Annotated in this window: 24 protein-coding genes; 11 read left to right on the top strand and 13 right to left on the bottom strand. The window is 33.8% G+C overall.

Annotation, left to right across the window (positions count from 1 at the left end):
• The first annotated feature begins 125 nt into the window (after positions 1–125).
• Positions 126–1214: a DNA polymerase IV gene (gene dinB, locus FLAK523_RS03095; protein ID WP_248906449.1), complete on the top strand. Its 1089-nt coding sequence runs from the start codon at positions 126–128 to the stop codon at positions 1212–1214.
• An 81-nt stretch (positions 1215–1295) separates the two neighbouring features.
• Here dinB and FLAK523_RS03090 read toward each other — a convergent pair whose 3' ends face one another.
• The 6 genes from FLAK523_RS03090 to FLAK523_RS03065 all read right to left on the bottom strand — a co-directional run bounded on the left by FLAK523_RS03090 (position 1296) and on the right by FLAK523_RS03065 (position 6637).
• Positions 1296–2069 (bottom strand): Bax inhibitor-1/YccA family protein, encoded by a 774-nt coding sequence (locus FLAK523_RS03090; protein ID WP_248906447.1) that lies wholly within the window; start codon positions 2067–2069, stop codon positions 1296–1298.
• A gap of 108 nt (positions 2070–2177) precedes the next feature.
• Positions 2178–3608 (bottom strand): pyruvate kinase, encoded by a 1431-nt coding sequence (gene pyk, locus FLAK523_RS03085; RefSeq protein ID WP_248906445.1) that lies wholly within the window; start codon positions 3606–3608, stop codon positions 2178–2180.
• A 5-nt stretch (positions 3609–3613) separates the two neighbouring features.
• On the bottom strand, positions 3614–4102 hold the full coding sequence (locus FLAK523_RS03080) for an IPExxxVDY family protein (RefSeq protein ID WP_248906443.1): 489 nt from the start codon (positions 4100–4102) through the stop codon (positions 3614–3616).
• 114 nt (positions 4103–4216) lie between these two features.
• Positions 4217–4957, bottom strand: a complete 741-nt coding sequence (gene rnc, locus FLAK523_RS03075) for a ribonuclease III (RefSeq protein WP_248906441.1) — start codon at positions 4955–4957, stop codon at positions 4217–4219.
• A gap of 5 nt (positions 4958–4962) precedes the next feature.
• Positions 4963–6216, bottom strand: coding sequence for a beta-ketoacyl-ACP synthase II (gene fabF, locus FLAK523_RS03070; protein ID WP_248906440.1), 1254 nt, complete (start codon positions 6214–6216; stop codon positions 4963–4965).
• A gap of 184 nt (positions 6217–6400) precedes the next feature.
• Positions 6401–6637, bottom strand: a complete 237-nt coding sequence (locus tag FLAK523_RS03065) for an acyl carrier protein (RefSeq protein ID WP_007137004.1) — start codon at positions 6635–6637, stop codon at positions 6401–6403.
• A 176-nt stretch (positions 6638–6813) separates the two neighbouring features.
• On the opposite strand from FLAK523_RS03065, the gene FLAK523_RS03060 reads away from it, so the two are divergent.
• The 4 genes from FLAK523_RS03060 to FLAK523_RS03045 all read left to right on the top strand — a co-directional run bounded on the left by FLAK523_RS03060 (position 6814) and on the right by FLAK523_RS03045 (position 10935).
• Complete coding sequence (locus tag FLAK523_RS03060; RefSeq protein ID WP_248906438.1) at positions 6814–7383, top strand: phosphoribosylglycinamide formyltransferase; 570 nt, start codon at positions 6814–6816, stop codon at positions 7381–7383.
• Positions 7384–7386: 3 nt separating this feature from the next.
• The gene (rnhA, locus tag FLAK523_RS03055) at positions 7387–7875 is read left to right on the top strand and encodes a ribonuclease HI (protein ID WP_248906436.1); all 489 of its coding nucleotides are present in this window, start codon (positions 7387–7389) and stop codon (positions 7873–7875) included.
• 105 nt (positions 7876–7980) lie between these two features.
• Positions 7981–8904, top strand: coding sequence for a PfkB family carbohydrate kinase (locus tag FLAK523_RS03050; RefSeq protein ID WP_248906434.1), 924 nt, complete (start codon positions 7981–7983; stop codon positions 8902–8904).
• 132 nt (positions 8905–9036) lie between these two features.
• Positions 9037–10935, top strand: a complete 1899-nt coding sequence (locus FLAK523_RS03045) for an amidophosphoribosyltransferase (RefSeq protein ID WP_248906431.1) — start codon at positions 9037–9039, stop codon at positions 10933–10935.
• A gap of 359 nt (positions 10936–11294) precedes the next feature.
• On the opposite strand, the gene FLAK523_RS03040 is transcribed toward FLAK523_RS03045, so the two are convergent.
• Together FLAK523_RS03040 and FLAK523_RS03035 are read right to left on the bottom strand one after the other, a co-directional pair.
• A complete protein-coding gene (locus tag FLAK523_RS03040; RefSeq protein ID WP_248906429.1) occupies positions 11295–11903 on the bottom strand; it encodes a superoxide dismutase in 609 nt (202 codons plus the stop codon).
• A 257-nt stretch (positions 11904–12160) separates the two neighbouring features.
• Complete coding sequence (locus FLAK523_RS03035) at positions 12161–12844, bottom strand: ComF family protein (RefSeq protein WP_248906427.1); 684 nt, start codon at positions 12842–12844, stop codon at positions 12161–12163.
• Positions 12845–12939: 95 nt separating this feature from the next.
• Between FLAK523_RS03035 and FLAK523_RS03030 the strand changes: the two genes are divergently transcribed.
• The gene (locus tag FLAK523_RS03030; protein WP_248906425.1) at positions 12940–14481 is read left to right on the top strand and encodes a glycine--tRNA ligase; all 1542 of its coding nucleotides are present in this window, start codon (positions 12940–12942) and stop codon (positions 14479–14481) included.
• 76 nt (positions 14482–14557) lie between these two features.
• Here FLAK523_RS03030 and FLAK523_RS03025 read toward each other — a convergent pair whose 3' ends face one another.
• Positions 14558–15088, bottom strand: coding sequence for a DUF3575 domain-containing protein (locus FLAK523_RS03025; RefSeq protein WP_248906423.1), 531 nt, complete (start codon positions 15086–15088; stop codon positions 14558–14560).
• Positions 15089–15572: 484 nt separating this feature from the next.
• Between FLAK523_RS03025 and FLAK523_RS03020 the strand changes: the two genes are divergently transcribed.
• The 4 genes from FLAK523_RS03020 to FLAK523_RS03005 all read left to right on the top strand — a co-directional run bounded on the left by FLAK523_RS03020 (position 15573) and on the right by FLAK523_RS03005 (position 19736).
• The gene (locus FLAK523_RS03020; protein WP_248906421.1) at positions 15573–16433 is read left to right on the top strand and encodes a LytTR family DNA-binding domain-containing protein; all 861 of its coding nucleotides are present in this window, start codon (positions 15573–15575) and stop codon (positions 16431–16433) included.
• A gap of 183 nt (positions 16434–16616) precedes the next feature.
• A complete protein-coding gene (locus FLAK523_RS03015; RefSeq protein ID WP_248906420.1) occupies positions 16617–16880 on the top strand; it encodes a 3-oxoacyl-ACP reductase in 264 nt (87 codons plus the stop codon).
• Positions 16881–17059: 179 nt separating this feature from the next.
• Positions 17060–19042: an ATP-binding protein gene (locus FLAK523_RS03010; RefSeq protein ID WP_248906417.1), complete on the top strand. Its 1983-nt coding sequence runs from the start codon at positions 17060–17062 to the stop codon at positions 19040–19042.
• 1 nt (position 19043) lies between these two features.
• A complete protein-coding gene (locus tag FLAK523_RS03005) occupies positions 19044–19736 on the top strand; it encodes a response regulator (protein WP_248906415.1) in 693 nt (230 codons plus the stop codon).
• A 41-nt stretch (positions 19737–19777) separates the two neighbouring features.
• Here FLAK523_RS03005 and thiL read toward each other — a convergent pair whose 3' ends face one another.
• Complete coding sequence (gene thiL / locus FLAK523_RS03000; RefSeq protein ID WP_248906413.1) at positions 19778–20824, bottom strand: thiamine-phosphate kinase; 1047 nt, start codon at positions 20822–20824, stop codon at positions 19778–19780.
• Between the two features lie 121 nt (positions 20825–20945).
• A complete protein-coding gene (gene lepA, locus FLAK523_RS02995; RefSeq protein WP_248906411.1) occupies positions 20946–22742 on the bottom strand; it encodes a translation elongation factor 4 in 1797 nt (598 codons plus the stop codon).
• 272 nt (positions 22743–23014) lie between these two features.
• On the opposite strand from lepA, the gene dusB reads away from it, so the two are divergent.
• Entirely contained in the window at positions 23015–24007 is a 993-nt protein-coding gene (dusB, locus tag FLAK523_RS02990; RefSeq protein WP_248906409.1) for a tRNA dihydrouridine synthase DusB, read from the top strand.
• Between the two features lie 124 nt (positions 24008–24131).
• Here dusB and FLAK523_RS02985 read toward each other — a convergent pair whose 3' ends face one another.
• Together FLAK523_RS02985 and rbfA are read right to left on the bottom strand one after the other, a co-directional pair.
• Entirely contained in the window at positions 24132–25331 is a 1200-nt protein-coding gene (locus FLAK523_RS02985) for an FtsX-like permease family protein (RefSeq protein ID WP_248906406.1), read from the bottom strand.
• Position 25332: 1 nt separating this feature from the next.
• Positions 25333–25725 (bottom strand): 30S ribosome-binding factor RbfA, encoded by a 393-nt coding sequence (gene rbfA / locus FLAK523_RS02980; RefSeq protein WP_248906404.1) that lies wholly within the window; start codon positions 25723–25725, stop codon positions 25333–25335.
• Positions 25726–25766 lie beyond the last annotated feature (41 nt).

Genomic DNA, 25766 nt, shown 5'->3' with positions numbered 1-25766 from the left:
GTTTTAATCAATCGAAGATTTCCACTACCATCTGGGCTAAGAAATCCAAATGTATAAAAAATCTTTGTTCCATTGAGATTTTTTTAGAAGGTATCTAAGTGGTTGTTTTTGTATAAATTTGCAGTATGTCCGAGATTGCTCAAAATAGAAAAATTATACACATCGATATGGATGCTTTTTACGCCTCTGTAGAGCAACTCGACAATCCTGCTCTTAGAGGAAAACCCATTGCTGTTGGCGGGTCTGAAAATCGAGGAGTTGTTTCGGCAGCGAGTTATGAGGCAAGGAAGTTTGGTGTTCGAAGTGCCATAAGTGGCGTTTTGGCCAAGCGCAATTGTCCTGATCTTATTTTTGTGCCTCCCAGATTTGAGCGGTATAAAGAAATATCAAAAAAGATCCATAAGATTTTCCATGATTATACTGATTTAGTCGAGCCTTTATCGCTTGATGAAGCATATCTGGACGTTACCCAAAACAAAAAAGGAAATCCTAGCGCAAGCTTATTGGCAGAAGAAATTAGACTCCGAATTTTTAATGAAGTAGGTTTGACCGCTTCGGCCGGAATTTCAGTAAATAAATTTGTGGCCAAAATCGCAAGTGATTATAATAAACCAAATGGGCAAAAAACCGTCAATCCTGATGAAGTTCTTTCGTTTCTGGAGGAACTGCCCATAAAGAAGTTTTACGGAGTTGGAAAAGTCACCACCGAGAAAATGTACCAATTAGGGATTTTTAATGGGGCTATTTTGAAAACAAAATCTGAAGAATTCCTAGAGAAGCATTTTGGGAAATCCGGTAAGTTTTATTACAATGTGGTTCGTGGGATACACAATAGTGAAGTCAAGTCAGACCGAATAACTAAGTCAGTTGCGGCCGAGCATACTTTTGATGTTAATCTTTCTTCTGAAATATTTATGGTTGAACAACTCGATAAGATTGCTTCGACATTAGAAAGAAGATTAAAAAAGCACAAAATTGCAGGTAAAACCGTGACCTTGAAAATCAAATACAGCGATTTTAGCCAGCAAACCAGAAGTAAGACCTTGCCTTATTTCATTTCTGATAAAGGCTTGATTGTCGAAACAGTTAAAGAATTATTATATCAAGAGCGAATGAAAGATTCTGTTCGATTGCTCGGAATATCCCTGAATAACTTAAACACTGAGATTAAAAAGTCTGTTGTAGTGCAACTCAAATTTGATTTTAAATTTTAGATCTTAACTAATTACAAAATCAGTTGTATAAAAAAAACCTTCTCGATTAAAGAAGGTTTGATTTTATAAATATTTCTGAAATTAATCTTTACTTGAAAGTTTAGAAAGCAATCTTAAGAATTCGATATATAACCACACAAGTGTAATCATCAATCCCATAGCGCCAAACCATTCCATATATTTTGGCATTTTTTCCTGAACTCCTTTTTCGATTCTGTCAAAATCCAAAAATAGATTCAAAGCCGCGATTATAATCACAAACACACTGATTCCAATGCTCATCATAGAATTACCGTGATGAACCGGCTGGAAGCTGGTAAACATAGAAACAACCCAAGAGATAAGATAATAAGTAGCGATGGCAAGTGTTGCCGCTATCACAACCGATTTGAATTGCTCCGTAACTTTTACAATTTTAAATTTATACAATCCCAGACAAACTGCAAATGTCACAAAAGTGGCGCCTACGGCCTGAATAACAATTCCAGGGTAGCGAGCTTCAAAAATTGCTGAAATTCCACCAATAAACAAACCTTCAAATAAAGCATAACCAGGAGCTAAATATGGTGATAAATGAGGTTTGAAAGCGGAAATCATTACTAATATTAATCCAATTATTGCGCCTCCTATTGCCGGTACTATTGGGTTTAGGCCATTAAAAGCCATCCACCAGATCACCATTGCTGATGCGGTAAGCAGTAAAAATAAAAGTAAAGTTTTGTTGATTGTTCCTGCCATTGTCATTTCTTGATTGTAGTCAATAATGGTGGCTTGGTGCACTTCTTCTTTTCTGGTAGCCGTTGTAGCTGAAAAAGATTTATTATTTAAAAAAGGATTTTTCGAACTGAAATTCATGGGTAATAAGTTTATTTTTATCAAATGTAATTCAATTTTCTTTTAAGCACAAAAAATCCGCTTCGTTAAAAATAAAACGAAGCGGATTTTAACTTGTATAAATTGGTGTTATTCTATCTCCGAAATTCTCAAGGTGTTCACCATTCCTTTTTCTTTGATGGGCATTGCAGCTAAATTGATGACAAAGTCACCAGTAGTTACATATCCTTTTTCTTTTACAATTTCGTTTATATCAGTCACTGTGTCGTCCGTGCTTACTCTTTTGTCATAATAATACGATTTTACTCCCCACAATAAATTCAACTGGGTTAGGATTCTTTTATTCGAAGTAAAAACCAGTACATGCGCCGAAGGTCTCCAGGCTGAAATTTGGAATGCGGTATATCCACTATTGGTCAAAGTACAAATTGCTTTGGCCTTAATGTCATTTGCCATAAGGGCAGCATGGTAACAAATGTTTTTTGTGATAAAACGTTTAGTTCTAATGTGGGGTGTGTTTTGTGGCACTTGAATTAGCGGAGAATCCTCTACTGCTTCAATAATTTGTGTCATTTTTTGAATAACCTGAACGGGATAATTACCAGTTGCAGTTTCTCCAGAAAGCATTACTGCATCTGCTCCATCCATAACTGAGTTTGCCACATCATTTACTTCTGCACGAGTAGGAGTAAGACTTGAAATCATCGTTTCCATCATTTGTGTTGCCACAATTACAGGAATTCGGGCAGTTTTAGCCTTGCGAATCAATTCTTTCTGTACAAGTGGAACTTCATGAGCAGGAAGTTCTACTCCTAAGTCACCACGGGCTACCATCAAGGCATCGCAATAAGCCAGGATTTTATCTATGTTCTCTAATGCTTCTGGCATTTCGATTTTAGCAACAATAGGAATTTTATGATCAGAGTGCTCTGATATTAATTCCTGAAGTTCTTGTAAATCTTTAGGTGTTTTTACAAATGAAAGTGCAATCCAGTCTACTTCTTGACCAATGGCAAAAATTGCATCAGCAATATCCTTTTCTGTCATTGCAGGAAGTGATATTTTAGTATTGGGAAGATTTACACCTTTTTTAGATTTTAGTTCCCCACCTTGTATAACTCTTGCGATTACTTCTGTATTCTTGTCGGTTTCAACAATTTCAAAAATAAGTTTTCCATCGTCTAATAAAATACGTTCACCTGGATTTACATCATTTGGGAAATTTTTGTATTTCATGAATACTTTTTTGGCAGTTCCCACAATGTCTTCGGCTGTTGTAAAAGTGATTAAATCACCATCATTAACAACTACTCCGTCATTCATAACTCCTACACGTAGTTTGGGTCCCTGTAAATCACCAAGAATAGCAGTGGTATATCCAAATTCTGCATTAAGGGATCTAATAATATTGATTTTTTCTTTAACATCAGAATAATCTGCATGTGAGAAATTTACTCTAAACACATTTACTCCTGCGTCAATCATGTCTTTTATGATCTCTTTGGTACTACATGCAGGCCCAAGTGTGGCTACAATTTTGGTTTTTTTGTTTGTAAGCATTGGTATTAAAAAATTAAATTGTTTTTTGATTTTATTTTATTTATATCTACGGTATAAACAGTAGATATCGAATCAATTGTATTTAAAAGTTTTTTCATTATAGACAGATCTATCATTTCAATATTATTTTCGATTTTTAAAAAATAATCTGCTTTTTTAAATTCGGGAAGTAAATATACTTTCGTAGATACTTCTAATGTTGTATCCGAAAATAAATTTTGAATGGAATCTTTTTTCTCTTGGAATACCTCGTTTCTGTTTTGAATCAAGTTCCAAGAAATAGTCTTGTCGGAGTTGTAATGATGAAATCTGGAAAATTTCGCTTCTCCTTCTTTACTATTTACCTGAATATCATCCTTGTTTTTACTGAGATTTATGTCCAGTTTTTGATTGATTAAATAGGCTAATCGATAATCTTCTAATGTAGTGTGAATTGCAACTAGAAGATAATCTATTTCATCAAAATCACCAAGATCCAATTTGTGAATTGCCATTTCGTGAAAAAATAAGATGTAAATATAGTGTTTCTAATGAAGTATTTATGCTTCAAAACGTGATGTTTAGGTTAACTTACTAACGAAAACGTTGTAGTCTTAAGGAAGTAGAGGTTATTTCTTATCCATTTTTTCTTGAAACGCAAAATAGGCGCGCTGTGATGCTTTTTCTTCCGCTTTCTTTTTAGAAGTAGCTCTTGCTTTTGCAATTACTTTGTCGTCAATACTAAGTTTTACACCAAAAAGGCGCTGACCATCGATTGCGTTATCTTCAAAAATGTCATAATGAAATGGTTTTTTTTCTTTCTGACACCATTCTATAACCAGACTTTTATAGCTGATTACTTTTCCTTCCAGTCTTGGAATGTCAACGTAAGGAATTATAACACTTTTTTGAATAAATTTTTCACAATACGTGTATCCTTTATCGAGGTATATGGCCCCTATTAAAGACTCAAATATATTTCCATGGATGTTTTCTCCAAAATGCTGGATAGGAACTTTACTCTCGATGAATCGAATAAGATTTAAATCTTTTCCTAATTCGTTAAGGTGTTCTCTACTAACAATTTTTGAACGCATTTTAGTTAGATACCCTTCATCTCCATGCGGTACTTCATTAAATAAATGTGCGGCTATAACAGAGCTTAACATTGCGTCACCCAAAAATTCCAGGCGTTCGTAATTTATAGGTTTCCCTTCAGAATCAATGCGATTTGTAGAGCGATGGGTAAATGCTTTTGTGTAGTAGCTTAAATTTTTTGGTGCGAATCCCAATATTTCTTGAATAGAATCAAAAAAAATCCCGTCTTGTTTAGTACGGGATTTTGAAAATATATTTCTGAAAATACTCATAGGTATTAATCAACTAATTTTTTAAACAATACACATGCATTATGACCTCCAAAACCAAAAGTATTACTCATGGCTACATTTATTTCTCTTTTTTGAGGAATGTTTAATGTTAAGTTTAAAGAAGGGTCAATTCGTTCGTCAACAACAGTATGGTTAATTGTAGGGGGAACAATGCCATATTTCATAGCTAATATAGAAGCAATTGCTTCAATAGCTCCAGCAGCACCTAACAAATGACCTGTCATTGATTTAGTTGAATTGATGTTAATGTTTTTTGCATGTCCACCAAATACAGCACTAATTGCTTTTAATTCAGCAACATCACCAAGTGGTGTTGAAGTTCCGTGAGTATTGATATGATCAACATCCTCAGGGTTTAATCCAGCATCTCTTAATGTGTTTTTCATTACTGCAATTACCCCAATTCCTTCCGGATGAGGAGCCGTTAAATGATAAGCATCCGATGACATTCCGCCACCTCCTACTTCACAATAGATTTTCGCTCCACGTGCTTTAGCATGTTCGTATTCCTCAAGAACTAGAGCACCAGATCCTTCACCTAAAACAAAACCGTCGCGAGTTGCGTCAAATGGTCTTGAAGCAGTTTCCGGACTGTCATTTCTTGTAGACAATGCTTGCATTGAGTTAAAACCACCCATCCCTGCGATAGTAACAGCGGCTTCTGAACCACCTGAAATTATCACATCACACATTCCTAAACGAATGTAGTTGAATGCATCAATTAAAGCATTTGCAGAAGAAGCACAAGCCGAAACAGTTGTGTAGTTAGGGCCCATATAGCCATTACGCATAGAAATATGTGCAGGTGCGATATCAGCAATCATTTTTGGTATGAAAAACGGGTTGAAACGTGGAGTACCGTCACCTTTAGCGTAGTTTAGAACTTCTTCTTGAAAAGTTTCCAATCCACCAATTCCTGCACCCCAAATAACACCGACTCTTTCTTTGTCAATGTTGTCATCTGTAAGTCCAGCATCTTTAATGGCTTCGTCGCTAGAAGCAATTGCATATTGGGCAAATTTGTCTAATCTACGGGATTCTTTGCGATCCATGTAGTCTTCTATGTTGAAGTTTTTAATTTCACAGGCAAATTTGGTTTTGTGTTTCTCTGTATCGTAATACGTTATTGGAGCAGCTCCACTAACGCCATTGATAAGAGAATTCCAATACTCTTCTATACTATTCCCAATAGGAGTAAGAGCACCCAGACCTGTTACAACAACTCGTTTTAATACCATAACGTATGTATTTTGTTATTTTAAACAAATAAAACCCACGTATTCTTTACTGTATTAATATTACAAAAGAGTAGTGGGTCTTAAATTATAAATATCTTTTGATTGAATTTCAATCTCAATTTTCATTTTTTTAAAAATAATAATAACACCCGCTTACATAAAATGTAGGCGGGTGTGTAATTTATTATTTTTTAGCTTCTTCGATGTAAGAAATAGCTTGACCTACAGTAGCAATGTTTTCTGCTTGATCGTCTGGAATCTGAATGTCAAATTCTTTTTCGAATTCCATGATAAGCTCAACAGTGTCTAATGAGTCAGCTCCTAAATCATTAGTGAAGCTTGCTTCTGTTACAACTTCGTTTTCGTCAACACCTAATTTGTCTACGATAATCGCTTTTACTCTTGATGCAATGTCTGACATAATCTTTAATTTTAGAATTTAATTTGTTGGCAAAAATAAAAAACTTTATTTTAAAACAACCAATAAGTTAATAAATGTGTCAACTAAATTAAAAATTTTATTTCAACAAAGACTTCTTAATGTTATTTATTTTCGTTTTTTATTCTTTTTTTTGCACTATTCTAACAGATGTTATCATGAAAAAAATAGTTGTTTTTGCTTCAGGTTCGGGCTCTAATGCCGAAAATATCATCAAATATTTTGCAAAAGGCAAAACGGGAGTTGTTGTTTCGGTTTTTACAAATAACGCAAATGCCAAGGTAATAGAAAGATCAAAAAAGAATGGCGTATCTGTTGAGATATTCTCAAAAGAGGACTTAAATGAAAGTAAAGTATTACATAAAATAAATCAAATAAAGCCTGATTTAATAGTTCTTGCAGGATTTTTACTTAAATTCCCTGAAGATATTGTCGCGGCATATCCGGATAAAATAATTAACATTCACCCCGCTTTACTTCCAAAATATGGAGGAAAAGGGATGTATGGAATACGAGTTCATCAGGCTGTTGTAGATAATAAAGATGTAGAGACTGGTATAACAATTCATTATGTGAACGATCATTATGATGAAGGAAATGTTATTTTTCAGGCAACTGTTCTTTTATCAGGGTCTGAATCAGCAGATGAAGTGGCCGCGAAAATACATGAATTAGAACAGGAACATTTTCCTTTAGTGATTGAAAAGCTTTTAACATCTAATTTATAAACTTTGAATTTACACGACGTACATATATATACTGATGGGGCTGCAAAAGGAAACCCTGGAAAAGGTGGCTACGGTGTAGTGATGGAAACTGTAGTGATGGGGAAGATTTATAAGAAAGAATTTTATGAAGGCTTTAGGTTGACTACAAATAACAGGATGGAGCTACTTGCTGTAATTGTAGGACTTGAGAAACTTAAAAGTCCAAATACAAAAGTCTTGGTGGTTTCTGATTCAAAATATGTTGTAGATTCAGTTGTGAAAGGCTGGGTTTTTGGTTGGGAAAAAAAAGGATTTGTTGACAGGAAAAATTCTGATTTATGGAAGCGTCTTCTGGTGGTTTATAGAAAACACAAGGTCGATTTTAAATGGATAAAAGGGCATAACAATCACCCTCAAAATGAAAGGTGTGATGTATTAGCTGTAATGGGTTCGCAAAGCGCAACACTTTCTGTCGATTCTTTTTATGAAATGGAAGAGCGTAAGTTGTTGTAATGCTATGGAATACAGATTAATAAATTAAGAAAATTTTACGAATCATACCCTTTGCAACTTTCAAACTTATAAAGTATCTTTGCACTTTAATTCGAAATACAAAAAATGAACAAATTATTGATTGTCGGAACAGTTGCTTTCGACGCCATTGAAACTCCTTTTGGTAAAACTGATAAAATTCTAGGAGGAGCTGCTACTTATATAGGTCTGTCAGCTTCACATTTTAACCTACAGTCTGCTATAGTTTCTGTCGTTGGTGATGATTTTCCACAAGAATATTTAGATTTATTGAAGACAAGGAATATTGATATTTCCGGTCTTGAGATTGTAAAAGGAGGAAAAACTTTCTTTTGGAGTGGTCTTTACCATAATGATTTGAATTCAAGAGACACATTGGTTACTGAACTGAATGTTTTGGCAGATTTTCAGCCAAAAGTTCCTGAGAATTTTAAAAATGCTGATGTGGTGATGTTAGGAAACTTACATCCTATTGTTCAAAGCAGTGTTTTGGATCAAATGGAGGTTCAGCCTAAATTAGTAGTTTTAGATACTATGAATTTTTGGATGGATTGTGCATTGCCAGAATTAATGGAAGTAATTAAACGTGTAGACGTTATTACAATAAATGATGAAGAAGCAAGACAGCTTTCCGGTGAGTATTCACTAGTTAAAGCAGCAGCTAAAATTCATACTATGGGGCCTAAATACGTAGTGATTAAAAAAGGGGAACATGGCGCGTTACTTTTTCAGGACAAAGAGGTTTTCTTTGCTCCAGCTTTGCCCCTAGAAGAAGTTTTTGACCCAACAGGTGCAGGAGATACCTTTGCGGGAGGATTTGCGGGATTCATCACACAAAGTGAAAATGTATCTTTCGAAAACATGAAAAACGCAATTATTTATGGATCTAATTTGGCTTCATTTTGTGTGGAGAAATTTGGAACCGAAAGAATGATTGGTTTAGAGAAAAACGATGTGCTGAATAGATTGATGCAGTTTAAATCATTGACTCAGTTTGATATAGAATTATAATGCTTTAAAGCCTCGGTAACGGGGCTTTTTGATTTAATAAAAATAAGGAAACCCTAAGGCGAATTTTGCTACATACAATTATAGTTAAAGGGTAATGCAATAGACAACAACACAACAAACAACTACAATACAATGAGCGATGCTTTAAAACATGAATGTGGGATAGCCTTAGTTAGATTACTAAAACCGCTTGAATTTTACAAAGAGAAGTACGGTACGGCTTTCTACGGAATACAGAAGATGTATCTTCTTATGGAGAAACAACACAATCGAGGACAAGATGGAGCAGGGTTTGCAAGCATAAAATTGGATGTTGAACCTGGAGAACGATACATTAGCCGAGTGAGATCTAATCAAGCGCAACCTATTCAGGACGTTTTTGCTCAAATTAATGACAGAATTAATGAAGAAATGGCCTCGCATCCTGAATATTCAGATGATGTAGCCTTGCAAAAAGCAAATATCCCTTATTTAGGAGAATTGTTTTTAGGTCACGTACGTTACGGAACTTTTGGTAAAAACAGTATTGAGAGTGTTCACCCGTTTTTGCGTCAAAATAACTGGATGCACCGAAATTTGATTTTGGCTGGAAATTTCAATATGACTAATGTAAAAGAACTTTTCCAGAGTTTAGTTGAATTAGGGCAACACCCAAAAGAAATGGCTGATACAGTAACCGTAATGGAAAAAATCGGGCACTTCTTAGATGATGAAGTAACTGACTTGTATCAGGAATGTAAAAATAATGGATTAACAAAAAGGGAAGCTTCTCCAATTATTGCTGAAAAACTAGATGTAGCTAAAATATTGGCTAGAGCTTCTAAAAATTTAGACGGAGGTTATGCTATGGCAGGACTTTTAGGTCACGGTGATGCATTTGTGTTTAGAGATCCAGCAGGTATTCGTCCAGCATATTTTTATCAAGATGACGAAATTGTAGTAGTAGCTTCTGAAAGACCGGTTATACAAACTGTTTTTAATGTTCCTTTCGAAAAAGTACAGGAAATTGAACCTGGGAATGCGTTAATTATAAAGAAAAACGGAACTGTTTCCATGAAGGAGATTCTTACTCCAACAGTTAAGAAAGCCTGTTCGTTTGAAAGAATTTATTTCTCTAGAGGTAGTGACGCTGAAATCTATCAAGAAAGAAAAAAATTAGGAAAACTGATTCTTCCTGCCGTACTGGAATCTATTGATCAAGATACTGATAATACGGTATTCTCTTATATTCCAAATACTGCTGAAACATCATTTTACGGAATGGTTGAAGAAGCTCAAGATTTCTTGAATCAAAGAAAAAATAATTTCATTCTTCAAAACAAAGACACTTTAACTGCCGAAAGCTTAAAGGAACTACTTTCTGTAAAAATACGTACGGAGAAAGTTGCTATCAAAGATGCCAAACTAAGAACCTTTATTACTGAGGATAGTAGTCGTGATGATTTAGTGGCTCACGTTTATGATGTGACTTATGGTGTTATTAAACCAACAGATAATTTGGTAATCATAGATGATAGTATCGTAAGAGGAACTACTCTGAAAATGAGTATTATCAAAATGATGGATCGATTGAATCCAAAAAGGATTGTAGTTGTTTCATCAGCTCCTCAAATTCGTTACCCAGATTGTTACGGAATTGATATGGCAAAAATGGAAGGCTTGATTGCTTTTAAAGCTGCGTTGGAATTATTGAAAGAGAGAAATCTTTATCATATTGTTGATGAAGTGTATGCAAAATGTAAAGCTCAAGAGCATTTAAAAGACACTGAACTTGTAAATTATGTAACGGCAATTTATGCGCCTTTTCAGCCACAAGAGGTTTCTGATAAAATTGCTGAGATGTTAAGTTCTCCTGAAATTAAAGCTGAAGTTAAAATCATTTTTCAAACAGTAGAGAATTTACATATCGCATGTCCAAAAAACTTAGGTGACTGGTATTTTACTGGTGACTATCCTACCCCTGGAGGGAATAGAGTCGTGAGCCGTGCGTTTATGAACTTTTATGAGGGAAAGGATGCGAGAGCATACTAATTGACTGACAAGTAAAGTTACTCAACGGTTTTATAGGTTATTCAACTGAAATATTTGTTAATAATATAGAAGTATTATAATTTTACTCCACCATATAACATTAGTAGGTTAAGTTTATGGTAGATTTGGGGCAAAAAAGGTGGAAGGAATTCCACCTTTTTTATTGGAATAAAGTCAAGAAAAAGGAGAATAGACTTTTAGATAAAGACATTAAATAGGCGAATTAATTTTCAGTCTATTTGTCAATTATCTAAAAGTCTTTTTCATTTAGGATTAGATCATTAAGAAAAAAAATAGACGAACAAACTCAAAGTTCATCCGTCTATTCTCTATGTTCTTAACTCTATTTTTTTTTTTAACTATTTTTCAGAAGCAAACCTTCTTGAAACTTCTGTCCAGTTAATAACATTGAAAAAAGCTTCAATATAATCAGGTCTTCTGTTTTGATAATGCAAGTAATAAGCATGTTCCCAAACATCCATTCCAAGAATTGGAGTTCCGCCACATCCTATTCCAGGCATTAAAGGATTGTCTTGATTTGGAGTCCCGCATACTTCAAGTTTTCCACCTTTATGAACGCATAGCCAAGCCCATCCAGAACCAAATTGTGTAGCACCCGCTTTGCTGAATTTGCCTTTAAACTCCTCAAAAGATCCAAAATTACTTTCAATTGCATCCATCAAATCACCATTAGGCAGACCTCCACCTTGAGGTGACATTACCGTCCAGAATAAATTATGGTTGTAAAATCCACCACCGTTATTACGTACAGCAGCATTTTTCATATCCAGATTGATTAGGATATTTTCTATTGTTTTACCTTCCATATCTGTTCCTGTTACAGCAGCATTTAGATTGGTAGTATATGCATTATGATGCTTTGTATGATGAATTTCCATCGTACGTGCGTCAATATTAGGTTCTAATGCGTCATGCGCATAAGGTAATTGAGGTAATTCAAAAGCCATGATATGTTTGTTTAATGATTTATAAAAATTTATCCAAATTTAAACATTTAACTTTGGAATTGGAAATTCTATTTAGTTATAATTCTATTAATTAAATTGATGACATAATTAGTTGATGTCTATTGGGTAATTAATTTAGGCTGAAATTCTCTAAATTTCACAATAGCTATTAAGAATTTTAAAGAGTATTAAGCTGTTTTGAAGTTATTAATAAGCTTGTTTCTAATGTGTTTTACTGATAATTTATTTAAAAAAAATCAAGATTGAGCCATTGCCATACAAACAATACTGATTTTCGCTCCAGGGATTTTTAGCAATGCTCGTGAACATGCTTCAAGGGTTGCTCCTGTGGTAATTACATCGTCAATTAATAGGAAGTGTTTGTTATGATCTTCGGGCGTGAATAACACATCAAATACAGCTTCAATACCTTCTGTCCTGCCTAATAAGTTTTTTTGGGATTGAGTTTTAGAATATATTTTTCTAAATAACAAGGTCTCATTGTAGTTCAAATTTAACTCCTTTGATAATGCATACCCAAAAGTTGTGACTTGGTTGTAGCCTCTTTTTCTTAATTTTTTTTTATGTAATGGAACGGGAATAATTTGGTTGACTGTTTTTAAAATTTCCATTTTTTTTAAATCTTCGGCATACCAATTTCCTAAAACAGCGCCTATTTCTTCTTGACCCTTGTATTTTAAATTGTGAATTAATTCTTGTACGATCCCTTTTTTATGAAAATACAATAGAGCGGAAGCGTATTCGACAGGTACCCGTCCATAAAATTTTTTGAAAGCTTCATTTTCAGAATTCAAATGGTGGTTTGTCAAAGGAATATTATGTCTGCAAATGGTACAAATTACATTTTCATTGGATAACAAAAAAGAATTACAACCTGTGCAAACAGTTGGAAAAAACAGATTTATAATGTTTTTAAACATAGAAAAGAATAATATATTTATAAAAATATGAAAATCAATGCTTCAAACTTCAATTAATTCCTTTTTTTTAAGTTCACTTTTTATATTTTTGCAATATGGCAAAACAAGAAGATATATTTAAGAATGTAATTTCGCATGCAAAAGAGTACGGATTTATTTTTCCGTCAAGCGAAATATACGATGGTTTAAGTGCTGTATATGATTATGCACAAAACGGGGTAGAATTAAAAAAGAATATTCGTGAATATTGGTGGAAATCAATGGTTCAGATGAACGATAATATCGTAGGTCTTGACGCATCTATTTTGATGCATCCTACTACATGGAAAGCATCTGGTCACGTTGATGCTTTTAATGATCCCTTAATTGATAATAAAGATTCAAAAAGAAGATACAGAGCGGATGTTTTGATTGAAGATTATGCTGAAAAGCTTAATGTAAAAGCAATCAAAGAAATTGAAAAAGCAAAAACTCGTTTTGGTGATGCATTCAACGAGCAGGAATTTGTAACTACAAATGCCAGAGTTGTTGAATATAAAGCAAAAGAGCGTGAGATTCTGGAAAGACTTGGTCGTTCTCTTGGAAATGAAGATCTAGAGGATGTTAAAGCTTTAATAGAAGAGCTGGAGATTGCTTGTCCGGAATCAGGTTCAAGAAACTGGACTGAGGTTAGGCAATTTAACCTTATGTTTGGTACTAAGTTAGGTGCATCTGCTGATACGGCAATGGACTTGTATTTACGTCCAGAAACAGCTCAGGGAATTTTTGTAAATTTCTTGAATGTTCAAAAATCAGGAAGAATGAAAGTGCCTTTTGGTATTGCTCAAACAGGTAAGGCATTTAGAAATGAAATTGTTGCAAGACAGTTTATTTTCCGTATGCGTGAGTTTGAACAAATGGAAATGCAATTTTTTGTTCGTCCTGGAGACGAAATGAAACATTATGAGTTCTGGAAAGAAACTCGTTTAAAGTGGCATTTATCACTTGGATTGGGTAGAGAAAACTACCGTTTTCATGACCATGAAAAATTAGCTCATTATGCTAATGCTGCAGCAGACATTGAGTTTAATTTCCCATTTGGATTCAAGGAATTAGAAGGAATTCATTCCCGTACTGACTTTGACTTAAAAGCACATGAGCAATTTTCTGGAAGGAAATTGCAATATTTTGATGCTGAATTGAATAAAAACTATGTTCCTTATGTAGTGGAAACTTCAGTAGGATTGGACAGGATGTTCTTGGCTGTATTTGCTACTTCATTAAAAGAAGAAATTTTAGATGACGGTTCGTCAAGAACGGTTCTTAAACTGCCTTCAGTTTTAGCGCCTACAAAAGCAGCTGTACTTCCATTAGTTAAAAAAGACGGCTTGCCAGAAATAGCACATAAAATTATTGATGAGCTAAGATGGGATTTCAGTGTTGCTTATGATGAGAAAGATGCTGTGGGAAGACGTTATAGAAGACAAGATGCTCTAGGGACTCCATTTTGTATTACTGTAGATCATCAAACAATAGAAGATCAAACAGTAACAATACGTCATAGAGACACTATGAAGCAGGATAGAGTGAAAATTACGGAGTTGAAAGAGATTATAGAAAATGAAGTTTCTATGAAAAACTGGTTAATGAAAATGTAATTTGATTTAGTATCTAACTATAAAATCCCAAATTCCATTTAATATGGAGTTTGGGATTTTTAATTATAATAATGGATTAAAATCTATAACCAAATGTTATGCCGCCGCGTCCTACAACTTCAGTGCTATTACTGTTAAATAAATTTCGTCCAATACCCCCATTTATTTCGAAAACGAACCCTTTTTTGTGAACCCATTTCGATCCTAGGCCGAAACCTAATGCAAAATCTGTAAATTGTTTTCCTTTCACAGTATCGTAATTTTGGCTCACAGAGTTGTATTGTGAATAGCTTCCTGTATTTCCGGAGTTTAACATTCCAAAACCTTCTACAAAAAAACCAGCTGCTTGCTTTTTTCCAAAGTAAGCACGATAAAAAGGGGTTAAGCTAAATTGAGTATCAAAATCTTCTTCTTTAACAAAAAACAAAGAAACTCCAAATCCTGAGTCTTCATTGAATATTCTTTCATAAGTAATTTCACCAGCGCCCAATACTAAGAAAAGGGCATTCCCTTTCAATTCATTTTTTTTAGCAGCTATTGTTTTTTCTTCTTGGCTAAAACCAGATAAAAAAGAAGTTAGACACAATAGAATAAATAGTTTTTTCATAGAGTTATTGTTTTTGGGTAAAAGTAAGATAAATAAGTAAAAAATAGAATACTTTTGGTTTAATTTTAAAGCTCTTTAATTCTGGTAATAAGGTAGTTTAGCATTGAGTTTAATAAATGATTTAAAGATTTTTATATAAGTGGGTTTATTTTTTCTCAACATTTTTTTTAATTTATTATTTCTTAAATGTTTTTAATTCAGAGTCTATAATTTAAACAACGATTCTTGCATTTTGTCGGACTTATTAGCACTTCGTCATAATGTATTAACATTTGTTTAATATATATGAACAACAGCGTTTTAAAAAACACTTAAAGCTGTATTTTTAAAATGTTAAATAAAAGAAATATCGATTGTTTATGTTTTAAAAACGATGATTTTATTTAATGAGTTTCCCAAAACTACCATAAACACCTAATGTTCTGAAGTGTATTTGTTCAGAATGTAATGTTAATATGCCTATCAAATTTAGGAAAAGACATAAATGAACTATTCGTACATTATTATTGACGACGATCAAGAAAGTGTTTTGAAAACAAAAGCCATTGCTGATAGTTTTTCGGAGCTTACTTTTGTAGCTGCTGCCTATACGTACGAGGAGGGGTTGAATCTTATATTAGAACACACTCCAAAATTAGTTTTTCTAGAAATTGACCCTGCTAACAAAAAAAGCAATTTGTCATTATCTCTTATCAATGAACTGCACAGATATCTAAAAGTAATTCCTAAAATAATCATTACTACTTCAAAGAAAGATTTGGCTTTTGAAGCGATACAATATGGAGTGGAAGATTATCATTTAAAACCATTGAAACGAATCGATTTAGTCAAATCAATCCTAAAGATTAAAAAAACGACTAATGAAGGGGAAATTGTTCTGGTGCAACAGTCTTCTCAGGATCCTGATCCTGAACCGAATTCTTTTTCAAATCCTGAACAGAGTTTAGTTGAGGAGTTTCAGCCACAACAACGGTCTGAAAAGTTAGAGGAAGAGATACCATTAGTACTTTGTATAAAATCATACGGTGATTACAGATACATTCAAGCTAAAGACATTTGTTATTTCCAGGCGGATAATAATTCTACTGATATTCACCTTAATAATGGTGAAATGATTACTGCCTTTAAAACATTGAAGCATTTTGAAAATATATTGTCCTTCCCTTTTATAAGGATTCATAACAGCTACATTGTTAATAGGAATTACATTTCTAGAATCCATACTGGAAATGCGGCTTGTTATATTAAAAACACTACTTCAAAACTCCCTTTTTCTAAATCTTACAAAGCCAATATTGATCTTATTATTACTGGTTTTGCACAAGGAGATTATTTAGAAATCTAAAAAAGTTCATCTACCCGAATTTGGTATCCATTCACTATCAAACGGCTATATTCTACCATAAACACAAGTTTTTGTAAGATAAATATAGAGCTTCTGTCTACTTTTACTAAACGATAAGCGCAAATATCAAAAAGTAAAAATAAAGTAAAAGCTAAATTTTAAAAACATAAAAATCCCCATATTATGAAAAAAGTAATCTCAACAATCGGTTTATTCTCTTTAGTAATGGTAATGACTTCTTTCTCAACTTCTGAAGAAATTAATATAGTAGGTGGTAAAGCCACAAATTCAGGAAATGTAAAAATTGATATCGTAGGAGGTAAAGCTACAAATTCAGGAAATGTAAAAATTGATATTGTAGGTGGAAAAGCTACAAATTCAGGAAATGTAAAAATTGATATTGTAGGTGGAAAAGCTACAAATTCAGGAAATGTAAAAATAGATTAATAATCTAATATCATAATATTAAATAAAAAAAGCCATCAATTAATTGATGGCTTTTTTTATTTTAATTGGTTTATTTTACTATTTTTGGTAAAATAAACCAATTACTTTTGATTAAAAACTACTACATATTTTTAACATTATTCCTGATCCTGCTTTTTTATTCTTGTTCTAAGAATAAAGTGGAAAATAACAGCAACTATAAAGCTGGCGATAGTCTCGATGCCTATTTTTCTAGGGCAAATGATTTTAATGAAGATGTAGTAGTTAGAAAACAATATACTCAAAAGGCACTTGATATTGTATTGAGTCAAGATAATGATTCCTTGCATCGAGTGAATTTGTTTAAAATTGCCAATCGCTATTATAATATAAACGATTTGGATAATTATAATAAAACAGTGCATTTGGTTTTGAATAGAGCCGAAAGTGCTAATGACACCCTTCATCTAATAAAAAGTTATACTTACCTTGGGGATTATTATGAGTCTCAATCCATATTTGACAGTTCTTTTCAGTTTTACAACAAAGCTGATAAAATGCAAGAAAAATTAGGTAATATTATAAATAGAAGTACGATTTTAATTAGTAAAGCGAATTTACAATACAAAGCAGGTGATTTTTTTGGTTCCGAACAAACCGTTTTTAAAGTATTGCGTCTAGTTAAAGACGAAAAGAAAGCTAATAACATTTTTCACGACGCCTATAATTTACTTGGGGTTAATTATGGGGAAATGGAGGAGTATGACAATGCACTTTTTTTCCATAACAAGGCTCTTGCTTTAAGTGATGATCCTGCAATACCAGAGGTGTTTCAAGCAAAAGCATCTACTTATAATAATTTAGGATTTCTATTTCTCAATGCTAAAAAAAATAAAATAGCTAAAGCTTATTTTATAAAAGGCTTGGAGCAACCTAATCTTTTACTGCATAAACCCTATGTTTATGCAATGTTGTTGGACAATCTGGCCTATTCTAAACTTCAATTGAATGAAAATGATGGGGTGTTAAAGCTCTTTTTAGAAGCACTAAGTTTACGAGAAAATCTTCAGTTAACTAACGAGATATTTATAAATAAGATTCATTTATCTGAATATTTTACTTCAATTAATGACTCTATTAATGCATTAAAATATTCTCAAGAAGCATTGCAGTTAGCTAAAGATAATAAAGTGCCTCATAATATATTAATTGCTTTAAAGCAATTAGCAGTCGTTGATCCTAATAATGCCTCGAATTACACTAAAAATTATATTCGAGTAAATGATCAAATCCAAAAAACGGAGCGAAGTATGGGAGAGAAATTCGCCCGTATTGAATATGAAACAGACCAAATTAAAAACGAAAACACAAATTTAGAAGTTCAGAACCGGAATTTGGTTTATGTATTTAGTGGTTTAATCATTTTGGGGATGTTTTTTTATATAATAAAAACCCAAAAAAACAAAAATCGTGTTCTTCTCTACAAGCAACAGCAGCAACAAGCCAATGAGGAGATTTATAATCTAATGATTTCTCAACAAAACACTATTGAAATCAACAGGGTAAAAGAGAAAAAGCGCGTAGCTCAGGAGCTACACGATGGTGTTTTAGGAAGAATGTTTGGCGTTAGGATGAATCTAGATGGTCTGAACAGGTTTAATGATGATTTTGCAATTAGTCAGAGAATTAGTTATTTGTCAGAATTAAAAAACATAGAGCAGGATATCCGTGAAATTTCACATGATTTGAGTAGAGAAAAATCAGAATTAATTAATAACTTCGTAGCCATAGTAGATAATTTATTTGAAGAACAAAGAAAAACGTATTCTTCCTCTAAATTAATCTCTTCTATTGATTCTAAAATAAAATGGGAATTGATTAAAAACTCCATTAAAATTAATTTGTATCGCATCATTCAGGAATCCCTTCAGAATATTAACAAATATGCTAAGGCTAGTTCCATTAAAATTGTAATAAAGAAGATAGATCATAATTTGGTGCTCGTAATATCTGATAACGGAATTGGCTTTAACACTTTGACAAAGAAAAAAGGTATAGGCTTAGAGAATATGCAGTCAAGAACAAATGAATGCAATGGTGAATTTAAACTAATGGCCAAAATAGGAGAAGGAACTGCTATAACTGTTAAAGTCCCTATTGAACAAAAACAAATACCTGCTTAAAATGACAACTGAATCGACTGCAAACGCAATCAAAAAGAATAATATTCTAATCGTTGACGACCACCCGTTTATTATACAAGGGTATAAGAATGCGATTACGAGATACAAGCCAGAACGCAATGAATATTCATTTGCAGAAGCAAAAGATTGTGAGTCAGCTTATCATATTATAATGGATCCGCATACGGTCCCTTTTGATATCGCTTTTTTGGATATTAGTATGCCTTCTTATGAAGAGAAAGGTATTTATTCAGGCGAGGATTTGGCAAAATTAATTTTAGAGGTAATGCCGGACTGTAAAATTATTTTGCTTACAATGTTCACTGAATTCTTTAAAATAAAAACTATAATTCAAAATATAAACCCTTGTGGATTAGTAATAAAGAATGATTTAACTTTTGATGAATTGTTGTTTGCTTTTGATAAAGTAGTTAGAAATGGTCAATATTATAGTCAATCAGTTATAAAGATGTTAGAGTCACATGATAATAATATTGAGATTGACCTCTTTGACAAGCAGATTTTATTTCATTTGTCTAAAGGAACAAAGGCAATGGATATTCCCCAGTACATTCCTATTTCTCTCAAAGCTATTGAAGTAAGAAAACATAATTTAAAAGAATTATTAGAAATTCCTGACGGTAGCGATATAGATTTAGTCCGTAAGGCAAGAGATAAAGGATTGTTGTTTTAATAAAAAAAAGGTATTTGATCAATACCTTTTTTTTATTCTATTTATTCACTCAAAGCGTCCCAGCCTCTTGCTTTTAAAGGAATTTTTGTATTCGCTCTGGTAACTAAATGGATTCCTTCACTTTCTTGGGTCATATGACCAATGATAGAGAAATTAGGGTTAGCCTTTATTTTCTCAAAATCTTCCATAGCGATAGTGAAAAGTAATTCGTAATCTTCACCACCATTTATTGCTACGGTTGTACTGTCAATATTGAATTCTTCACAAACGCTTATTAATTGTGGGTCAAGAGGCAATTTATCTTCGTATAAATTACATCCAACATTAGATTGCTTACACAAATGCATAATTTCAGATGATAGTCCATCCGAAATATCAATCATAGAGGTTGGTTTTATTTCTAATGCATGTAATAAAGTACGTATGTCTTTGCGAGCTTCGGGTTTTAATTGTCGTTCAATTAAATAGGTATAAGCGTCTAAGTCAGGTTGAGAGTTAGGATTTACTTGAAATACTTGTTTCTCTCTTTCTAATACTTGTAACCCCATATAAGCAGCACCTATATCACCAGAAACAACTAATAAATCAGTTTGTTTTGCGCCGTTTCTATATACAATCTCTTCTTCATCAGCTTCTCCTATGGCAGTAATGCTTATAATCAAACCTTTTTGTGATGAAGTAGTGTCTCCACCTATGACGTCAACATTATATTCAGTGGCCGCATGAGTAATTCCAGCAAATAATTCTTCTAAAGCTTCCAATGGGAAACGATTAGATACCGCAACGGAAACGGTGATTTGAGTCGCTTTGGCATTCATCGCACATATATCCGAAACATTGACAACTACAGCTTTATATCCTAAATGCTTCAATGGCATATAAGCCAAATCAAAATGTACTCCTTCTATCAATAAATCAGTAGAAACCACTACTTTTTTATCCTTGAAGTCAAGAACTGCAGCATCATCACCAATGCCTTTTAAAGTAGAAGGTTGATTGATTTTGAAATTTTTCGTTAAATGGTCTATAAGTCCAAATTCTCCTAATTGTGCTATACTGGTACGTTGTGGGTTTTTATCTTCAATCATTTTTTATTATAATATTTTGAGGTGCAAAGGTACAAAGATTAGAATGGTTATGGCCAATAAAAAAACCTGACAATTTTTACATCGCCAGGTTTCATTTATAATTCAAAATTTAAAATAATTTTTAATCATTCAATTTCAATACAGCCATAAACGCTTCTTGTGGAATTTCAACATTACCTACAAGTCTCATACGTTTTTTACCTTTTTTCTGTTTTTCAAGTAATTTACGTTTTCTAGAAATATCTCCACCGTAACATTTAGCGGTAACATCCTTACGTAACGCCTTAATGGTTTCACGTGAAATTACTTTCACACCAATAGCCGCTTGAACAGGAATATCAAATTGTTGACGCGGAATCAATTCTTTCAATTTTTCACACATTTTTTTACCAATAGAATAGGCGTTGTCTACGTGCATTAAAGAAGATAAAGCATCTACAATGGTAGCGTTCAGTAAGATGTCCACTTTAACTAGGTTTGAAGTACGCATTCCAATAGGCGTATAGTCAAAAGAAGCATATCCTTTAGAAACTGTTTTCAAACGGTCGTAAAAATCAAATACAATCTCTGCTAAAGGCATGTCAAAAGTCAACTCAACTCTTTCTGTAGTCAAATACGTTTGATTGGTAATCAATCCACGTTTTTCGATACACAAACTCATTACATTCCCTACATAATCAGATTTAGTGATTATAGTAGCTTTTATAAAAGGTTCTTCTACATGGTCTAAACGAGAAGGCTCAGGTAGGTCAGATGGGTTGTTGACTATCAAAGCAGTTTCTGGATCTTTTTTGGTAAACGCATTGTACGAAACGTTAGGAACCGTAGTGATTACCGTCATGTTAAACTCACGCTCTAGACGCTCTTGGATAATCTCCATATGTAACATTCCTAAGAATCCACAACGGAAACCAAATCCTAATGCCGCTGAGCTTTCCGGTAAAAACACAAGTGAAGCATCGTTCAGTTGTAGTTTTTCCATTGAGTTTCTCAATTCCTCGTAATCTTCTGTATCAACAGGGTAAATTCCTGCGAAAACCATAGGCTTCACATCTTCAAAACCTTTAATTATATTGGTAGTTGGCGTTTTTGCATCCGTCAACGTATCTCCTACTTTTACTTCTTTGGCTTCTTTAATTCCCGAAATTAAATACCCAACATCACCAGCCGAAATCACTTGCTTCGGAACTTGGTTCAATTTTAATGTCCCAATTTCATCCGCAAAATATTCATTTCCAGTGGCCATGAATTTGATTTTTTGCCCTTTCTTGATCTGACCGTTTTTTACACGGAAAATAACTTCAATTCCACGAAACGGATTATAGTGTGAATCAAAAATCAATGCTTGTAAAGGCTCGTCAACATTTCCTGATGGAGGTGGGATTTTTTCAATTATGGCTGCCAAAATATTTTCAACACCAAAACCTGTTTTACCCGAAGCGTGAATAATGTCTTCCAGTTTACAACCTAACAAGTCAATAATATCATCACTAACCTCTTCTGGATTAGCACTCGGTAAATCCACTTTATTCAGAACCGGAATAATTTCCAAGTCATTCTCTAAAGCCAAATATAAATTCGAAATCGTTTGTGCTTGTATACTTTGAGCAGCATCAACAATTAAAAGGGCCCCTTCACAAGCCGCAATTGATCTCGAAACTTCATAAGAAAAATCTACGTGTCCAGGAGTATCAATCAAATTCAGGATATATTCTTCTCCCTTATAAGTATATTCCATCTGGATGGCATGACTTTTTATCGTGATTCCACGTTCACGTTCTAGGTCCATGTTGTCAAGCAATTGCGCTTTTTCCTCACGAGCCGTAACCGTTTGTGTAGCACCAAGTAAACGGTCAGCTAATGTGCTTTTACCGTGATCAATATGTGCAATAATGCAAAAATTACGTATTTTCTTCATTTTGTTTTGGTATCAATTTTTTTTGGGCGTGACCACAAGGGTCGGGTTATTCGTTACAATCTTTTCCTTTTTAAAGAAAAAAGGAAAAGGATTTTCACTGCTACCCCTCACGCGCAATCGTCAAACATCGACAATTAATCTGCAAAGATAGTCTAAATTCAACAGTTTCAAAGTCCCAAAACAGCAAACTAATCACTTAACTAATAAGTCTTTTGTAATTCTACTTTCAACCATTCGCTTAAATGTTGTAATTTTGCAAAAAATTTAAGCAGATGATCAAGATTGGCAACATAGAATTACCAGATTTCCCTTTACTACTTGCTCCTATGGAGGACGTGAGCGACCCTCCTTACCGTAGGTTGTGTAAAATGCATGGTGCTGATATGATGTACTCGGAATTTATTTCTTCAGAAGGACTTATTCGGGACGCCATCAAAAGCCGAATGAAGTTAGACATCTTCGATTATGAACGCCCTGTTGGAATCCAGATTTTTGGAGGAGATGAGGAAGCGATGGCTTTGTCTTCTAAAATTGTTTCCACTGTTAATCCTGATATCATTGATATTAACTTTGGATGTCCTGTTAAGAAAGTGGTTTGTAAAGGCGCTGGTGCGGGAGTATTGAAAGATGTGGATTTGATGATCCGTTTGACAAAAGCGGTAATTGACAGTACTGATTTGCCTGTAACGGTAAAAACAAGATTGGGTTGGGATGAAAATTCTATCAATATTGACGAAGTGGCTGAGCGTTTGCAAGATGTAGGTGTAGCCGCTTTGAGCATACACGCTAGAACACGCGCCCAAATGTACAAAGGCCATTCCGACTGGTCGCACATCGCCAGGGTGAAAAACAACCCTCGTATCACCATGCCTATTTTCGGTAACGGAGATATTGACAGCCCAGAAAAAGCATTACAATATAAAAACGAATACGGTATCGACGGAATTATGATTGGTCGTGCTGCTATTGGATATCCTTGGATTTTCAACGAAATCAAGCATTACTTCAAAACAGGAGAGCACTTGGCTAAACCTACTGTTGCTGACAGAGTGGAAGCTGTGCGAAATCACTTGACTTGGGCTATGGAATGGAAAGGAGAACGATTAGGGATTGTTGAAACCAGACCACATTACACAAATTATTTCAAAGGAATCCATTCTTTTAAACCGTTCAAGCAGCAACTGGTAACCTTAGATCGCCCCGAGGAATTGTTTGCGGTTTTGAATGAGATCGAACTGGCTTATGCTGGTTATGAAGTGGTTTAACCAAAAGAAATAAAAATAACTCAAAACAAGAATTCCACTAAATCTCTTATGTGATTTAGTGGAATTCTTGTTTTTATTCTCAATGGACCTTAATTTCTTAATGGTTCATAAAATGTTTTTATATTTAATCCAATAACTTCTTGCTCACTCGGCTACTTGCAATCAATGAAGCAATAAATCCAAGTGTAACAATCGTTCCCATAACAATCAATACGTTTTCGATAGAAAAAACTACCGGATAAGCCAGCGTAGGGGTGATCATAACCAACTGAAAATGTTGCTGTAGCAACACAATAATAATTCCCAAAGTCAAGCCGATTATCCCTCCAAAAACACTCAATAAAGTACCTTGAAGCAAAAAGATCTTTCTTAAATCCTTGATTTCAGTTCCTAGATTAAAAAGTGTTTTTAAGTTTCCTTTTTTGTCTAGTATCATCATAATCAAAGCCCCGATTAAGTTAAAAAGCGCCACTACAATCACCAAAGTAAAAATTAAATACACGGCAATATTCTCTGTGTTCAACATTTTATACAATGATTCGTTGAGTTGCGCCCTGTTTTTTACGGTAATTTTATTTTTGAAGATAGTATTCAGTTGGTCGATTATGGCGTTTTCATCAGCTCCGGTTTTTTCTTTAATCTCAATTCCTGAAATCTGATTGGTTTTGTATTCCAGTAATTCTTGGGCCAAACCTAAATCAGCAAAAACATATTTGGAGTCCAGATCTTCACTGATGGCGTAAATTCCAATAGGGAAAACATCACTTTTGTTAAAAGCTTGTTCTGCGCTTTCGATAGTGCCTTTTCCGGGTCTTGGTACAAGAACTTCCAGTTGATTATTAAAATCCAATAAACCCATCGAGAACTTCTGTGCAATTCCATAACCTACAACCACTTGGTAGGTATTGGGTTCAAACCATTGTCCGTTATATAGCGTTTTTTTAACGTCGTTGACCTTATTGAAGTTTTGGTCGACACCTTTAAGATAAGTAACTTCTTGCTTGTCATTAAAAACAAACAAGACGCGCTCTTCAATAATTTTGGAATACGAAGCAAGGCCGTCGATTTTCTTGATTTCGGCCTCTTGTTCTGGAGTAATAAAAAATGACTTCCCTAAAGTGCTGCTTATTTTTAGATCTGGATCGATATCATTAGTAAACGAAAGACTAAAAACTTTCAGTCCGCTAAAAACGGAGAGCACCACAAACAAAGCCATTGCGCCAACAATGATTCCCATACTCGCAATGCGATTGATGATATTTATGGCATTGTTTTTACTGTTACTTAGGATGTAACGTTTGGCTATGTAAAGGGGAAAATTCAAATTATATCAGCTTGCGTTTCTCTAAAAGATCCCTGTTTTCAATAGGATTATCTCTGTTCGATAAAGCATTGTCAATTTTTTCAATGTAATCTAGAGAGTCATCAATAAAGAAAACCAAATTAGGTACTTTTCTCAATTGCAAACGAACTCTTTGTGATAAATCGTGTTTTATTGTTTTAGCATTTGACTTAACCGCCTCTAAAATTTCTTTTGCTTTGTCTTGGGGGAAAACGCTTAAATAAACCGTAGCCACAGATAAATCTGTAGTTACAGTAACCTTGGATACCGAAATAATTAAATTAGCTACTCCGTTTTTTCTCACTTCACCTTGCAGGATGTCCACCAAATCTTTTTGGATAACCCCACCTATTTTTTTCTGTCTATTTGTTTCCATGGTGCAAAAATACTACTTTTAAACATTAAACAAACAATTTT

Origin of the sequence: Flavobacterium sp. K5-23 (assembly GCF_023278045.1) — a bacterium.
Lineage (GTDB): Bacteria > Bacteroidota > Bacteroidia > Flavobacteriales > Flavobacteriaceae > Flavobacterium.
The sequence above is the reverse complement of the archived record's forward strand: the minus strand, read 5'-3'. Positions and strand labels throughout refer to the sequence as shown.